Annotated in this window: 10 protein-coding genes and 2 pseudogenes; 5 read left to right on the forward strand and 7 right to left on the reverse strand. The window is 72.5% G+C overall.

The genetic code is table 11. From position 1 onward, the window contains the following. Positions 1–133 precede the first annotated feature (133 nt). The 5 genes from ACFYT4_RS08440 to ACFYT4_RS08460 form a co-directional block, all read right to left on the reverse strand. Positions 134–1114: an ABC transporter permease gene (locus ACFYT4_RS08440; protein ID WP_389266563.1), complete on the reverse strand. Its 981-nt coding sequence runs from the start codon at positions 1112–1114 to the stop codon at positions 134–136. Then, a complete protein-coding gene (locus tag ACFYT4_RS08445; RefSeq protein ID WP_389266565.1) occupies positions 1101–2042 on the reverse strand; it encodes an ABC transporter ATP-binding protein in 942 nt (313 codons plus the stop codon). The genes ACFYT4_RS08440 and ACFYT4_RS08445 overlap by 14 nt, the downstream gene beginning before the upstream one ends. A gap of 328 nt (positions 2043–2370) precedes the next feature. After that, complete coding sequence (locus ACFYT4_RS08450; RefSeq protein WP_389266567.1) at positions 2371–3657, reverse strand: outer membrane lipoprotein carrier protein LolA; 1287 nt, start codon at positions 3655–3657, stop codon at positions 2371–2373. 184 nt (positions 3658–3841) lie between these two features. Then, positions 3842–4612 carry a nucleotidyltransferase gene (locus ACFYT4_RS08455; protein ID WP_389266569.1) on the reverse strand — a complete coding sequence of 257 codons (771 nt, stop codon included), beginning with the start codon at positions 4610–4612 and terminating at the stop codon, positions 3842–3844. Between the two features lie 165 nt (positions 4613–4777). Beyond that, positions 4778–5788 (reverse strand): polyprenyl synthetase family protein, encoded by a 1011-nt coding sequence (locus ACFYT4_RS08460; RefSeq protein ID WP_389266571.1) that lies wholly within the window; start codon positions 5786–5788, stop codon positions 4778–4780. Positions 5789–6084: 296 nt separating this feature from the next. Here ACFYT4_RS08460 and ACFYT4_RS08465 point away from each other — a divergent pair, with 296 nt between their 5' ends. The 5 genes and pseudogenes from ACFYT4_RS08465 (at position 6085) to ACFYT4_RS08485 (ending at position 12416) form a co-directional block, all read left to right on the forward strand. Next, the gene (locus ACFYT4_RS08465) at positions 6085–8334 is read left to right on the forward strand and encodes a CocE/NonD family hydrolase (RefSeq protein ID WP_389266573.1); all 2250 of its coding nucleotides are present in this window, start codon (positions 6085–6087) and stop codon (positions 8332–8334) included. A gap of 92 nt (positions 8335–8426) precedes the next feature. Beyond that, positions 8427–9653, forward strand: coding sequence for a fumarylacetoacetase (gene fahA, locus ACFYT4_RS08470; protein WP_389266575.1), 1227 nt, complete (start codon positions 8427–8429; stop codon positions 9651–9653). 192 nt (positions 9654–9845) lie between these two features. Next, positions 9846–9896 (forward strand): annotated as a pseudogene (locus tag ACFYT4_RS08475) (hypothetical protein); the annotation flags it as partial. A gap of 108 nt (positions 9897–10004) precedes the next feature. After that, positions 10005–11721, forward strand: a pseudogene (locus tag ACFYT4_RS08480) (HEAT repeat domain-containing protein); the annotation flags it as partial. An 86-nt stretch (positions 11722–11807) separates the two neighbouring features. Next, entirely contained in the window at positions 11808–12416 is a 609-nt protein-coding gene (locus tag ACFYT4_RS08485) for a Uma2 family endonuclease (RefSeq protein WP_389266788.1), read from the forward strand. Positions 12417–12489: 73 nt separating this feature from the next. Here ACFYT4_RS08485 and nuoN read toward each other — a convergent pair whose 3' ends face one another. Next, complete coding sequence (gene nuoN, locus ACFYT4_RS08490; protein WP_389266577.1) at positions 12490–14139, reverse strand: NADH-quinone oxidoreductase subunit NuoN; 1650 nt, start codon at positions 14137–14139, stop codon at positions 12490–12492. After that, entirely contained in the window at positions 14136–15707 is a 1572-nt protein-coding gene (locus tag ACFYT4_RS08495) for an NADH-quinone oxidoreductase subunit M (protein ID WP_389266579.1), read from the reverse strand. Before ACFYT4_RS08495 ends, nuoN begins: the two co-directional genes overlap by 4 nt. Position 15708: the final 1 nt, after the last annotated feature.

Raw genomic sequence — 15708 nt, forward strand, 5'->3', positions numbered from 1 at the left:
GTCCGGGCCAGTCACCTGCCGGGACCGGGCGCGTACCCGTACCGGGGCGTACCCGGACCGATCACCGCACGGACACCGGGCGCACGCGCCGGGACCGGGCGGCGCGAGGCACTCCCCGCGGTCCGGGAACGGCTCAGGCGTTGACGTCCTTCGTCGTGAACCGCGCCCAGGCCGCCGAGCAGAACACCGCCGCGTACAGCGCCTGGAGGCCGAGGTTCTTCTGCACCTCGTCCCAGTAGACCGGCTCCCGCATCAGATCCGAGAACGACAGCCAGTAGTGCGGGAAGAGATACGGGTGGATCGCGTCCAGCTGCGGAATCGTGTTGAGGATCTGCACGGTGATCAGCAGCCCGACCGTGGTCGCCATCGCCGCGATACCGCTGCCCGTGAGCGTGGAGACGAACAGCCCCAGCGCCGCGATCCCCGCCAGCGAGGCCGCCACGACGAGCGCGACCAGCGCGGCCCGCAGGAGCCCCTCCCCGAACGAGATCGTGGTGCCCGAGATCGTCGTCACGTCCCCGAGCGGGAAGAGCACCGCCCCGACGACGAGCGCCGACACCGCCACCACGAGCGCGGCGATCAGGCAGAAGGCCAGGGCGGTGGCGTACTTGGCGATCAGCAGCCGGGTGCGGCCGGCCGGGGCGACCAGCAGATAGCGCAGGGTGCCGGAGTTCGCCTCGCCCGCGATCGCGTCACCCGCGACGACGGCGATCGCCATCGGCAGGAAGACGGGCAGGGTCGCGGCGAGCGCGGCGAAGACCAGGAACAGCCCGTTGTTGGTGATCTGGGCGATGAAGGCGGGTCCCCCGGCTCCGGACGGTCCGCCGCCGCCGTCGGTCTCGATCTTCACGGCCACGCCGATGAGGAGGGGGACGGCCGCGAGCACACCCAGCAGGGCGAGCGTGCGCCAGCGGCGGAGGGTGACGACCAGTTCGGAACGGAAGAGCCCGAGCGTCCACAGCACCCCGGTCCGTGGCCGGGCCGCCGCGAGAGGCGACGCGCCCGCCGGTCCGGCGTCCGTCCGCACCCCGGTCCCGGCCTCGGCCTCTGTCCCGGCCCCGGTCCGGAGAGCCACCGGACCGGCCTCGTCCTGACGCTGCTCAGCCTGCGACATCGAAGCCCTCCCCCGTCAGCGCCACGAACGCGTCCTCCAGCGAGGCCCGCTCGACCCCGAAACCCCGTACCCGTACGCCGCCCCGCACCAGCGCGGCGTTGAGATCCGCCAGATCCGTTTCCGGATCCGGTGGCTCGCCGGTGACCTTGTCGCCGTCCCCGACGGCGACCTCCGCGATGCCGAGTTCCTTGAGGAGGCGGGCCGCGTCGCCCGTGTCGGGGGTGACGACGGTGAGACGGCCGCGGGTCCCGGCGGCCAGTTCGGCGACCGGGCCCTGGATGAGCAGCCGGCCCCGGGCCATCACGGCGGCATGCGTGCAGACCTGTTCGATCTCGTCGAGGAGGTGCGAGGAGAGAAAGACCGTCGTGCCGTCGGCCGCCAGCTCCCGTACGAGGGAACGGATCTCGCGCATCCCCTGCGGGTCGAGCCCGTTGGTGGGCTCGTCCAGGACGAGGAGCCTGCGCGGGCGGAGCAGCGCGGAGGCGAGCCCGAGGCGCTGCTTCATCCCCAGGGAGTACGCCTTCGCCTTCTTGCCCGCTGCCGGGGTGAGCCCGACCCGGTCGAGCGCGGCGGCGACCCGGCCCCTGCGGGTACGGGGGTCCGCGGTCGGGTCGGCGGAGTCGTACCGCAGCAGATTGTCCCGGCCGCTGAGGAACCCGTAGAGCGCGGGCCCCTCGATCAGGGCACCCACGTGGGGCAGTACGGAACGCACCGCCCCCGGCATGGTCCCGCCGAGCACGGTCGCGCTGCCCGCGGTCGGCTCGATGAGGCCCATCAGCATCCGGATGGTGGTGGTCTTGCCCGAGCCGTTGGGGCCGAGGAAGCCGAAGACGCTGCCGTCGGGCACGGTGAGATCGAGCCGGTCGACGGCCGGCTGACCGCCCCGGTAGCGCTTGGTGAGCCCGCGCGTCTCGATCACCGCTGTCATCCCGGTCCTCGTCTCCGTCGCCCGCACAGCACTCCGCCCCACCGTACTTGCGCACGGCGGGGCGGACGAAACCGAACGGCGGCCGTTCGTACGACGTCAGCCGACTGCCTCGGCCGACGGCCGCGACCGGCCGCCATCCGTTCAGGTGTCCCGAGGACGGGTGGCAGTGGGCGGAGTCAGGGCCGGACGGCCGGTGGCGGCGGTCACCCGGCGACCGCCACCCGGACGGCCGGCGGAGCCGTGTCCCTGACCCGTCGGCGGAGCCGTGTCCCTGACGGCCGCCGGGGACAGCGGTCCCCGGACGACCGTCACGCGGCAGGGGCCACCGTCACTTGTCGGCGTTCGCGGCCTTCACCAGCGCGTCCTTGGTCACCGCACCGACGTACACCGTGCCGTCGTCCGTCATCAGCGCGTTCACCAGGCGGGTCTTGAAGACGGTGCCCGAGCCGAACTTTCCGCTGACCGGGTCGCCGAGCGAGTCCAGGAAGCCCTCGGCCCCGGCCGGCAGCTCGCCGTCCTTCGGCGGGGTGAAGCCCTCGCCGCCGGGGGACTCGAACTTCGCGATCGAGGTCCAGCCCTCCCCGATCACGTTCAGCCCCTGGAAGTCGCCGGGCAGGCCCCCGCCCTTGAACTCGTCTCCCGTGAACCCCTCGTGGCCCCGGGGCGCCTGCTTCTCCAGGTCGTCCGCCTCGGTCACCTTCGCGCCCTTGGGCGGGCTGAAGTCGAAGGTGGACGCGGCGGGCCTGGAGAAGTCGACCGTGGTGAAGCCGACGTCGATCGCGGCCTTGCCGCCACCGCTCGGGATGAGCGTGAACTTCAGCGGCGTACCGGTCTCGGAGTCCACCGCGACCCTGATCGAGTCGACGGTCGAACCACTCTGCTTGGGCTCGACGACCAGCTGGTACGCCGAGCGCCCGGCCACCCGCGCGGTGCCGTCGACGCTCACCGACGTGGTGTCCCCGGCGGCCTTCAGGGCCTGTTCGGCGAAGTCCTTGGGCGTGGCCGGCAGATCCCCCGGCGCCTTCCGGTCCGATGCGTCCCCACCCTTGCCGCCGTCCTTGCCGCCGTCCTTGCCGTGGCCGGTGTCCTTGGCGTGGTAGACCTGGTTCGTCCCGCTGTCGTACGCCCAGACCTCGTCGCCGTTGCGGATCAGGCTGTACTCGGCGGCCTTCTCCAGGATCGACACCTTCTGCTTGTCGGGACCGTCGGCCGCGACCCGCAGGGTGTGCGAACCGGTCGCCAGTTCCATCAGCTTGCCGTCGGGCGAGGCGGACGGACCTCCGTCCTCCGCGCCGGGCTCCCCGCCTCCGCCGCCGGCGCCGGGCGCGAAGGAGTCCGCGAGGCCGCCGAAGTCCGGGATGCCGAGGTCGGTGCTGATCTTGACCGTGCCGGAGAGCTGTTCCGTGTCGGACGCGGCTATCTTCTCGATCAGTTCCTGCGCGCTGATCTTCGGCAGCTTCGGGTCACCGGAGGCAGCGAGCGCCGGGACGAGCCCGATGGTCGCCGCCGCCACCCCGGCCACCGCGACCGGGACGACATAGCGAGCCGCCTTGCGGCGGCGCGCCGAGAGGTCCCCGGCCTCTTCGGTGGTCTGTGCGCTGTCGTTCGGTGCCATGGTGTGCCCTACCTCCGTGGTGGGTCAGAAGTGGTGATGTCAATCTGACCAAATCGGCCCCGCCGGGGCGTCACTCCCCGGGAGCAACTTCCCCTACTGCTCTGGGATGACTGATCGCCGCTCTCACCCCCCCATCCAGTAGGGGTCATGGCAGGGCTCCGCCGCAAGGCCCCGGTGACCGGGCTCACGTGCCCGGTTCGTACGAGGCGATGACCCGTTCCAGCGCGGGCGCCAGAAACGCGAGGGCGAGTTCCGCGCGCCGGGCCGTCCACTCCTCGGACGCGGGGGCGGGGGCCGGTTCGGCGTACCGCCGCCTGCTGATGTCCTCCACCACCTCGGCGGGCGCGCCGAGTTCGACCGTGAGGACACCGAGGGCCTCGCGCTTGCTGATCAGCTCACCGGTGCGCAGGGTGACCGCCGCCCGCGCCAGGGTCAGAAAGCCGAAGTCCACCCACGCGTCCTGGAGGAGCCGTTCCCGGCTCAGGGTGGTCCGCCAGCCGTCCGCCAGCTCGCCGGCGATGGACGCCTTGAGCTGTGCGTCGGTGACCGGGGGCAGGAGATCCGCCACGGGACGGCCGTACAGGACGAGCCCGAACTCGTGCAGCTCGCGTCTGGTCACCGGGCCGACCGGGCGGCGGATCAGCTCCTCGTGGGCCCAGGCCGGATGCTCCCTCGCCGGGTCGGCCAGCTCACCCGCGGGCGGATAGCCGCAGTGCAGCTTCGCCGCGGCCGGGATGTCCTTCGCCAGGGTCCTGTGCAGTTCCGCGAGCCGCCGTTCCTCGGCCGGTGTGCAGGGCCGGTCGACCACGGCTATCAGATCGAGATCGCTGCGGCTGGGGCGGTAGTCGATCCCGGCGGCAGCCGAACCGTGCACCCACACGGAGACCACGGGCAGCGCCCGCCGGACACGGTCGACAAAACGTTCGAGAAGTCTGCGGGTGAGCTGATCCGTCATGAGGACAGTCTGCTCGACCGGGTCGAGACCTACGCTCCGGCCGTGTCCGGGCGAGCGTCCTCGCGGTCCGGGCGCGCCTGCACCGCGTCCGGGCGGCGAGACTCCGCGGGCCGGACGGACTCCCGGCGTTCCGTCCTCACGGCACCCGGGCCCGGCATCCCGGTGTCAGCCCGCGCGGTGCACCACCGCGTCGCACAGCTCCTCCAGAGCCGCCTTGGCGTAGCACTCCGGCAGCGGGGCGAGCATCGCGCGCGCCTCCTGCGCGTACCGGACGGTGTCCCGCCGTGCCTGCTCCAGGGCCGGATGGGCACGCAGCCGGCGCAGCACCTCGGCGTGACGGGTGTCGTCGGCCAGATCGCCGTCGAGGAGGGCGAGGAGTTCCAGATCGTCGGGGCGCCCGTGCGCCTCGGCCCGGGCACGCAGATGGAGTACCGGCAGGGTGGGGATTCCCTCGCGCAGATCCGTGCCGGGGGTCTTGCCGGATTCGTGGGTGTCGCTGGCGATGTCCAGTACGTCGTCGGCGAGCTGGAAGGCGACGCCGAGCCGCTCCCCGTACTGGGTGAGGATGTCGGTGACACCCTCGTCCGCGCCGGACATCATCGCGCCGAACCGGCCGGAGACCGCGATCAGCGAACCCGTCTTGCCCCCGATCACATCGAGGTAGTGCTCCACCGGATGGCGGCCGTCGCGCGGGCCCGCCGTCTCCAGGATCTGGCCGGTGACCAGCCGTTCGAACGCCTCCGCCTGGATGCGGACGGCCTCCGGGCCCAGATCGGCCAGTATGTGGGAGGCGCGGGCGAAGAGGAAGTCGCCGGTCAGGACGGCGACGGAGTTGCCCCAGCGGGCATTGGCGCTGTCCACACCCCGCCGTACGTCGGCCTCGTCCATCACATCGTCGTGGTACAGGGTCGCGAGATGCGTCAGCTCGACGACCACCGCGGAGGGCACGACACCCGGCGCGTAGGGATCGCCGAACTGGGCCGCGAGCATCACCAGCAGTGGCCGGAAACGCTTGCCCCCGGCGCGCACGAGATGCTGCGCGGCCTCCGTGATGAAGGGCACCTCGCTCTTGGTGGCCTCAAGCAGCCCCGCCTCGACGGCCGACAGTCCGTTCTGGACATCGGCCTCAAGAGCCTGGTCCCGCACGCTCAGCCCGAACGGCCCGACGACGGTCACGAGGGGTCTCCTGTCTGCTGATAATCACACGGATTGTCGATGTGTCGCTGGATTCACTCAAGTCAGCGTATCCGGTCGCGTTTCGATCACCATGAGCGCCTTCCCGCCGCCGCCGGTATGTTCGTGATCAGCACATACGACCAAGGGTGAGCCTTTTCACCGGGATCGGCGACGGAACTCCCGTGGATCCGGTTCCGGGTCCGGCCGGTGTTTCCGGGTCCGTCTCCGGGACCGGGGCGCGATGGCCCCGGGACCGGCCCGGCGGTGGGACCCACCCCGTGCAGCGAGGCCACACCATGCGCCATCGTCCGCTTTTCCCCTATGAAACCAGCCATGAAGACATCCGGATTCCGCTGAGTGACGGGACCCGGCTGTACGCCCGGCTCTGGCGTCCGCTCACCGACGCTCCTGTCCCCGTTCTGCTCGAATACGCGCCGGACCGGCTGACCGACGCGACCGCCCCGCGCGATGCGCAGCGCCACCCCTGGTACGCGGGCCACGGCTACGCCTCCGTACGCGTCGACGCGCGCGGCCACGGAAACAGCGAGGGAGTACCGGTCCGGGGAGTACCGGTCCGCGCGACCGGGGCCGGAGGAGCGGAGGCGCCCGAGCCCCGGGGCGCGGAGGCGCCCGCGGCCGGCGGTGCGGAGGCCCTCGCGGACGGCACCGGGGTGACCGCGGACGGGGCGGACGTGCTCGCGGACGGCATCGAGGTGATCGACTGGCTCGCGGGGCGGCCCTGGTGCACGGGCCGGGCCGGAATGTTCGGGCTCGGCCGGGGGGCCACCTGGGCGCTGCGGCTCGCGGCCCTGGCACCCGGCCCCCTGGACGCCGTCGTCACCGTGGGGGCGGCCGGTGATCCGTACGACAACGGCGCCTCCTACCCGGGCGGCTCACCGGCGGCCGACGCGATGCAGAGCCGGTCGGCCGCGCTGCTCTCGGCGCTCTGCCGCCCGCCGGACCCGGTGTTCGCGGGCGGCGAGTGGCGCGATCTGTGGCTCGGGCGCCTGGAGTCCGTCGAGCCTCCCCTTCACCGCTGGCTCGCCCACCAGCTCCGGGACGGGCACTGGACGCGCCCGGAGCCCCTGTCGTCCGTACGGGCGGCGGTGCTGGCGGTGGGCGGCTGGCACGAGCCGTACCGGGACACCGTGCTCGGGCTCCTCGAAGCGCTTCCCGCCGACCGGGTGCGGGGTCTGATCGGGCCGTGGGCCCTCCAGTATCCGGACCACGGCCGCCCCGGTCCGCCGATCGGGTTCCTCCGGGAGACGCTCGCCTGGTGGGACCGCCATCTGCGCGACGTGGCCAACGGGGTGATGGACGGCCCCCTGCTGCGGGCGTGGATCGAGGACCCGGGCACGAAACCGGGCGGCGCCGAAGTCCCGGGCGCGGCCCCGGACGGACCCGGCGGCTACTGGGTGGCCGAGAACGCCTGGCCGTCACCCGCGCTGCGTACCGTGTCGTACGGCCTGGAGGGCCCGCCCGGGATCACCGACTCACCGCAGCACACCGGTGTGGACGCGGGCCGCTGGCTGCCGGCCGACGGCCGGGCCGCCGATCTCCCGCCCGACCAGCGTGCGGAGGACGCCCGCTCGGCCTGCTTCGAGTTCCCGGTCGAGGGCGGCGCCCTGGAGATCCTGGGCCGGCCCCGGGTCACCCTGCGGCTGCGGCTGGACGTCCCGTACGGGCAGGTGATCGCCCGGCTCTGCGACATCGCGCCCGACGGCTCGTCCGCGCTGGTCACCAGGGGCGTACTGAATCTCGCGGCCCGGCACGGCACCGAGCGCGCGGACGCCTGGCCGCCCGGCGCGACCGAGGACGTGGCGTTCGCCCTGGACGGCGCCGGCCACCGTTTCCCGCCGGGGCACCGGGTGCGGCTGGCGGTGTCGTCCGCGTACTGGCCGTGGGTGTGGCCCCAGCCGGGCTCGGCGGGATTCGTGCTGGACCCCGGGGGCTCGCGTCTGGAACTCCCCGTCCGCGCGGGCTCGGGGTACGGCCCCGGGCACGGCCCCTCGTACGCCCCCGCCTTCGGGCCGCCCGAGCGGGCCGAGCCCCTCGGGGTCAGCACCCCCGCGACGCTGGCGGCGCCCGGGGAGCGGCGCCCCGAGCGGCTGGTCGTCCGGGATGTCGGCGCGGGCCTGTGGCGGCTGGAGGCCGACCCCGAGACCCCGGACACCGGCGGCCGACGCCTCTTCCCCGACGGCCTCGAACTCGTCGAGGAGGCCCGGGAGGTCCGTACGATCCGGGAGGACGACCCCGGGTCGGCCCGTGCCGAGTCCACCCGGACGGTCCGCTTCCACCGGCCGGATCCGCCCTGGGACGTGACGGTCGAGACGCGTTCCGTCCTCACCCGCGACACGGCGGCACCGGCACCGGGCTCCGCGACCGCGACCGCATCCCGCCCGGACTCCGGCGCTTCCCCCGCCCCGGGCCGCGGAACCCCGCCGCAGCCCGGTTTCATCGCGGAGGACGAGGTGATCTGCCGCGACGGCAGGGAGATCGTCTTCCACCGGACCTGGCGCGAACACCTCCCCCGTCCACCGGGGTGACACCGCGGCCCGCCCGGAGATCGCACCCTGACGGACCCGTGCGAACCCCACGTAACGTGTCCCCCACACCGTGGAAAGCGAGGCAGGCACCGATGTCCGAGCAGAGCCCGCTCGATCTCGCCGAGGGCGATCCCTTCGGCCCGCACAACCTCCCGTACGGCGTCTTCACCACAGCGGACGAGCCCGAACGCCGCAGGCTCGGCGTCCGCGTCGGACGGTATGTGCTCGACGTCGGCGCGGCGGCCCGCGCCCTCGGTTCCCCCTATGCCGCGCTCCTGGACCGGCCGGCTCTCAACCCGCTGCTCGCCGCCGGGCGCACCGCCTGGCGGGATGTGCGGCGCGCGCTCACCGCGTGGGTGACGGTGCCCGCCCACCGCGCCGCGGTCGAACCGCAGCTGCACCCGCTCGACACGGTCACGCTGCACCTTCCGTACGAGGTCGCCGACTACGTCGACTTCTACGCCAGCGAGAACCACGCCACCAACGTCGGCCGGATCTTCCGCCCGGACGGCGAGCCGCTGACACCCAACTGGAAGCATCTGCCGATCGGTTACCACGGCCGCTCCGGTACGGTCGTCGTCTCCGGCACGGACGTCGTACGCCCCAGCGGCCAGCGCAAGGGCCCCGCCGACCCCGCGCCCGTCTTCGGCCCGTCGGTCAAGCTCGACATCGAGGCGGAGGTCGGCTTCCTGGTCGGCGCGCCGACGCCGATGGGCCGCCCGGTGCCGCTCGGGGAGTTCACGGAGCACGTGTTCGGCCTGTTCCTGCTGAACGACTGGTCGGCCCGGGACATCCAGGCGTGGGAGTACGTCCCGCTCGGACCGTTCCTCGGCAAGTCCTTCGCCACCTCGGTGTCGGCGTGGGTCACCCCGCTGGAGGCACTCGACGCGGCGAGGACCGATCCGCCCGTGCGGGACGTCGGACTGCTCCCCTATCTCGACGACTCCGCCGAGGAGGAGAAGGGCGGCTTCGACATCCGTATCACCGTGGCGGTCAACTCCCATGTGATCGCCGAGCCGCCGTTCGCCACCATGTACTGGACGGCCGCCCAGCAGCTGACGCAGATGACGGTGAACGGCGCGTCCCTGCGTACGGGCGATCTGTACGGCTCCGGCACGGTCAGCGGCCCCGAGGTCCACCAGCGCGGCTCCCTGCTGGAGCTGACCTGGAACGGCCGGGACCCCCTCGAACTCCCCGAGGGCAAGCGGACGTTCCTGGAGGACGGCGATGTGGTGACGATGACCGCGTGGGCGCCGGGCCCCGACGGGGTACGGGTCGGCCTCGGCGAGGTCATGGGCCGGATCGTCCCCTCGGTCTGACCCCGGCGCCACCGTGGGCTGGGGCACGGGCGCCCCCCGGCCCGGCGCCCGGCCCCCGCGCCACCACGGGCTACGGGCTACGGGCTACGGGCTACGGGCACGGACGAGCACCGGCACCTGGCCGTGATGGTGGCAGATCTTGCCGTCCGCCCCACGGAACACCAGGTCACAGCGGTGCGACGCGGCCCGTTGATGGCGCAACACCACCGGCTCTCCGGCGGGCAGCGCCAGCGCGTCCAGCTCGCCCGCGGACTCGCCGGGGAGCCCCGGGCGGTGCTGATGGACGAGCCGTTCGGCGCGCTGGACGCCCAGACCAGGTCCGGTATGCAGCGGCTGCTGGTCGAGGTCCTGCGGGGCACCGGCGCGAGCGTCGTCTTCGTCACGCACGACGTGGAGATGCACATCTCCGAGATCGGGCTGTGCGGGGGCCACTCGGCCTCGGGGGTGCGGGTGGACGACCACGCCCCCACGACCGTGCCCCGGCTGTACGCGGCGGGCGATCTGGCCTGCGTACCGCACAACTACATGATCGGGGCGTTCGTCTTCGGCGATCTGGCGGGGCGGACGCGGCCCGGTACCGGGCGTACGAGGGCGAGTTGCCGCAGGATCAGCTGCGCGAGGCACACGAGCTGGTCTACCGGCCGCTGCGCCACCCGGACGGGCCGCCGCAGCCCCAGGTCGAGTACAAGCTGCGCCGCTTCGTCAACGACTACGTCGCCCCGCCCAAGTCGGGGGCGCGCCTCTCCCTCGCCGTGGAGCACTTCGAGCGCATGCGCGGGGAGATCGCGGAGATGGGCGCGACGCCCCCGCACGAGCTGATGCGCTGTGCGGAGGTGAGCTTCATCCGGGACTGCGCGGAGATGGCGGCGCGTGCCTCGCTCGCCCGGACGGAGTCCCGCTGGGGGCTGTACCACGAGCGTACGGACCATCCCCGGCGCGACGACCGGGCCTGGCTGCACCATCTGGATCTGCGCAAGTCGGCGCGCGGGGCGATGGAGTTCACGGCGCGGCCGGTCGCGCCCTATCTGGTGCCGGTGGAGGAGTTCTCGCCGGTGGGCGGGGAGTCCCGGTTCCTCGGGAAGGTCCGGCTGGAGCGGACGGCCACGGCGGGCCCGCGCGAGATCGCCCCGACCGGCTCCCGTATCGCCACCGCTCCCGTACGGGCCGAGGCGGTCGCCGCGGCCACCTCGCCCCGGATCCTGGAGTTGCTGGCGCTCGCCGACGACGCGCCCGCGCTGGACGCGCTGGCGCCCTGTCTGGCCGATTCCGATCCGGCCGTCCGGCGGGCCGCGATCACGACGCTCACGGAGACCGCGCCCCCGGGCACGGGCCCGGCGCTGGCCGGGGCGCTGGCGGACCGGGACGCAGGTGTACGGGCGGCCGCCGCCGCGTCGCTGCGGGAGCCGGCCGAGACCCTGCCGCCCGAGCCCGCGCTGCGCACCCCCCCGGTCTCGTTGCTCTCGTCGGACGACCCGGTCGTACGGGTTGCCGCGCTCGGTCTGCTGTGGGCGCTGCGGCGGGCGAGGCGGCCCTGTTCGCGGCGGCGCTGGCCGATCCCGATCCCGCCGTCCGTACGGAGGCGGTCCGCGCCCTGGTCTCCGTCGACGCCGCCGCGGAACCGGCGCGGGCCGCCGCGGACCCGGCTCGTGAGGTCCGGGTCGCGACGGCGAAGGCCCTGGCCTCCGTGGCGGCGCCCCCGCTGGACACCCTCGCGCTGCTGGCCGGCGACCGCGACGCCCTGGTCCGCGCGGCGGCCTTCGGCGCGCTGGGCGCCACGGGCTGCCCTCCGCCGCTGGTGGAACCGGCGATCCGGGCGCTGTCCGACCCCGCCTGGCAGGTCCGCGCGGGGGCCACGGCCCTGGGCGCCGCCGCGTCCGACCCGGCGGTCCCGGCACTCGCCAAGACCCTCACCGATCCCCACGCCGATGTCCGCAGGTCCGCGGCGCTCGCGCTGCTGCGCCACGTCCCGTCACCGGCCGCCCTCACGGCCCTGGCCACGGCCGTCCACGACCCGGACGCGGACGTCAGGGCCTTCGCGTCCCGCGCCTCGGCCGTCAACGGCGCGTGACCGCCTCACACGAAGGAGCGAGCCTGTTCCCATTCGCTCCCGATACGCTGAGTCAACTCGTGAGACTCCGTCGTATGGGAGCACTGATGAGCGTGGAACCCGAGGCCCCGAGGCCCGAGCCCAACTGGCCGGTTCCGCCCGCGGACGGCTGGACCGCTGATGATCTTGACCGGCTTCCCCACCTGCCTCCGCACACGGAGCTGATCGACGGGAGCCTCGTCTTCCCCACGCGGCAGACCTTGTTCCACACGCGGGCACTCAGCTTCCTCGGCCGACAGCTGGACAGCGCGGCACCCGAAGCCTTCGAGGTCTTGTGCAGATTCACCATCGGCATCGACCGGCAGAACCGGCCCGAGCCCGACGTGGTCGTCGTGCGCGCCGATGTCGTCGAGGACCCGGAACAGACCCGGTTTCCCGCCGACTCGGTACACCTGGCCATCGAGGTCGTCTCACCGGATTCCCTCGGGCGGGACCGCGAGACCAAGCCGCTCACGTACGCGCGGGCCGGGATCCCCCACTACTGGCGGGTGGAGAACGACGAGGGCCGGGCCGTGGTGTACGTCTTCGAGCGGGAACCGGCGACGGGCGAGTACACCTGCACCGGTATCTTCCACGACCGGATGAAGGTGTCCGTCCCTTTCCCCGTCGATCTCGACCTCACCCGGATCACGCCCCGGCGCGGGCGGAGCGGCTGACGCGGCAGCGCGAAGGGCCCGGCTCCCCAAGAAGGGGAGCCGGGCCCTGGTGCGTGCGGACGCTGCGGGGTGACTACCGGACGAAGACTCCCGCCTGGCTCGCCAGGTCCAGGAAGTACTGCGGGGCGACGCCCAGGACCAGGGTCACGATGACTCCGGCCCCGATCGCCATCATCGTCATCGCGGAGGGGACGGCGACCGTCGGGCCGTCCGCCTTCGGCTCGCTGAAGAACATCAGGACGATGACCCGGATGTAGAAGAACGCGGCGATCGCGGACGAGATCACACCGACCACGACCAGCGCTCCGGCCCCGCCCTCCGCCGCCGCCTTGAAGACGGCGAACTTGCCGGCGAAGCCCGAGGTGAGCGGGATACCGGCGAACGCGAGCAGGAAGACCGCGAAGACCGCCGCCACCAGCGGCGAACGCCGTCCGAGCCCCGCCCACTTGGACAGATGCGTCGCCTCGCCGCCCGCGTCCCGGACGAGGGTGACGACCGCGAACGCGCCGATCGTCACGAACGAGTAGGCGCCCAGATAGAACAGGACGGAGGAGACACCGTCGGGCGTCACCGCGATCACACCGGCCAGGATGAAGCCCGCGTGCGCGATCGAGGAGTACGCAAGGAGGCGCTTGATGTCGGTCTGGGTGATCGCGATGATCGCGCCCGCCAGCATGGTGACGATGGCGATGCCCCACATGACCGGCCGCCAGTCCCAGCGCAGCCCCGGCAGCACCACGTACAGCAGCCGCAGCAGCGCGCCGAACGCGGCCACCTTGGTCGCCGCGGCCATGAAGCCGGTGACGGGGGTGGGCGCGCCCTGGTAGACGTCCGGCGTCCACATGTGGAACGGGACCGCGCCGACCTTGAACAGCAGACCCATCAGGATCATCGCGGAGCCGATCAGCAGCAGCGCGTCATTGCCCATGGTGTCGGCGAGCGCCGGGTCGATCGTACGGACCGAGCCGTCGACGACATCGGCGATCCTGGCGTACGACACCGAGCCCGCGTATCCGTACAGCAGGGCGACGCCGAAGAGCAGGAACGCCGACGAGAACGCGCCCAGCAGGAAGTACTTCACCGCGGCCTCCTGCGACAGCAGCCGCTTGCGGCGGGCGAGGGCGCAGAGGAGATAGAGCGGCAGCGAGAAGACTTCCAGCGCGATGAAGAGGGTCAGCAGATCGTTCGCCGCGGGGAAGACGAGCATGCCCGCGACGGCGAAGAGGGCCAGCGGATAGACCTCGGTGGTGGTGAAACCGGCCCGGACCGCGGCCTTCTCGCTGTCGCTGCCGGGCACGGAGGCGGCCTGGGCGGCGAAGGAGTCGATGCGGTTGCCGTGTGCCTCCGGGTCGAGCCTGCGCTCGGCGAAGGTGAACACGGCGACCAGCGACGCCAGCAGGATCGTGCCCTGCAGGAACAGCGTGGGCCCGTCGATCGCGATCGCGCCCATGGCGGCGATGTTGACCTTCGAGGTGCCGTACCCGGCCTGGGCGAGCCCCACGACGGTGGCGAACGCGGCGACGAGCGCGAGCGTGGCCAGGAACACCTGGGCGTAATACCGGGCCCTGCGCGGGAGGAACGCCTCCAGCAGCAGGCCCACCACGGCCGCGCCCACGACGATCAGGATCGGTGCGAGCTGGCCGTACTCGATGTCGGGGGCCTTGATCCGGGAGACCGGATCGGCCGCCGTTGTCCACAGGCTGTGGACAGCTGTAGCGCTCACTTGGCCGCCTCCACCTCGGGCCGGGGGTCCTTCTGTTGTACGTCGGACATCGTGTGCTCCACGGCGGGATTGACGATGTCCGTCAGCGGCTTCGGGAAGACGCCGAGGAAGAGCAGCAGCGCGATCAGCGGGGCGATGACCGCCAGCTCACGCGCCTTGAGGTCGGGCATGCCCCGCACCTCGGCCTTGACCGGGCCGGTCATCGTCCGCTGGTAGAGGACGAGGGTGTACAGCGCGGCCAGCACGATGCCGGAGGTCGCGATGATCCCGGCCACCGGATAGCGCGCGAACGTGCCCACCAGGACCAGGAATTCACTGACGAACGGTGCGAGCCCCGGCAGCGAGAGCGTCGCCAGGCCGCCGATGAGGAAGGTGCCCGCGAGAACGGGGGCGACCTTCTGCACTCCGCCGTAGTCCGCGATGAGCCGCGAGCCGCGCCGGGAGATCAGGAAGCCGGCCACCAGCATCAGCGCGGCGGTCGAGATCCCGTGGTTGACCATGTAGAGCGTCGCGCCCGACTGGCCCTGGGAGGTCATCGCGAAGATGCCCAGGACGATGAAGCCGAAGTGCGAGATCGACGCGTAGGCCACCAGGCGCTTGATGTCGCGCTGGCCGACCGCGAGCAGCGCGCCGTACACGATGCTGACCAGGGCGAGCACCACGATCACCGGGGTGGCCCACTTCGACGCCTCCGGGAAGAGCTGGAGGCAGAAGCGCAGCATCGCGAAGGTGCCGACCTTGTCGACGACCGCGGTGATCAGGACGGCGACCGGTGCGGTGGCCTCCCCCATCGCGTTCGGCAGCCAGGTGTGCAGGGGCCACAGCGGCGCCTTGATCGCGAAGGCGAAGAAGAAGCCGAGGAACAGCAGCCGCTCGGTGTTGGTCGCCATGTCGAGCTGGCCGCTCGCGCGGGCCTCGGCGATCTCGGAGAGCGAGAAGCTGCCCGCGACCACATAGAGTCCGATGACGGCGGCCAGCATGATCAGCCCGCCGACCAGGTTGTAGAGGAGGAACTTGACGGCCGCGTACGACCGCTGGGCCGCCGCGTTCTCGTCGCTGCCCGCGTGGGCACGGTCCCCGAAGCCGCCGATGAGGAAGTACATCGGGATGAGCATGGCTTCGAAGAGGATGTAGAAGAGGAAGACGTCGGTGGCCTCGAAGGAGAGGATCACCATCGCCTCGACCATGAGGATCAGCGCGAAGAAGCCCTGAGTGGGCCGCCACCGCGAGTTGCTGTCCTCCAGGGGGTCGGCGTCGTTCCAGCCGGCCATGATGATGAACGGGATGAGCAGCGCGGTCAGCGCGATCAGCACGACCCCGATGCCGTCCACGCCCAGTTCGTACCGGACGCCGAAGTCCTTGATCCAGGAGTGGGACTCGGTGAGCTGGTAGCGGTCACCGCCCGGCTCGAACCGGACGAGCACGATCGCGGCCAGCACCAGGGTGGCGAGCGAGAACAGCAGCGCCAGCCACTTCGCTGCCGTCCTGCGCGCGGCGGGCACGGCGGCGGTGACGATCGCACCGGCCGCCGGGAGGACCGCCGTCGCCGTAAGGAGCGGGAAGGACATA

Origin of the sequence: Streptomyces sp. NPDC004609, assembly GCF_042873655.1 — a bacterium.
In the GTDB taxonomy this organism is placed as follows: Bacteria; Actinomycetota; Actinomycetes; order Streptomycetales; family Streptomycetaceae; genus Streptomyces.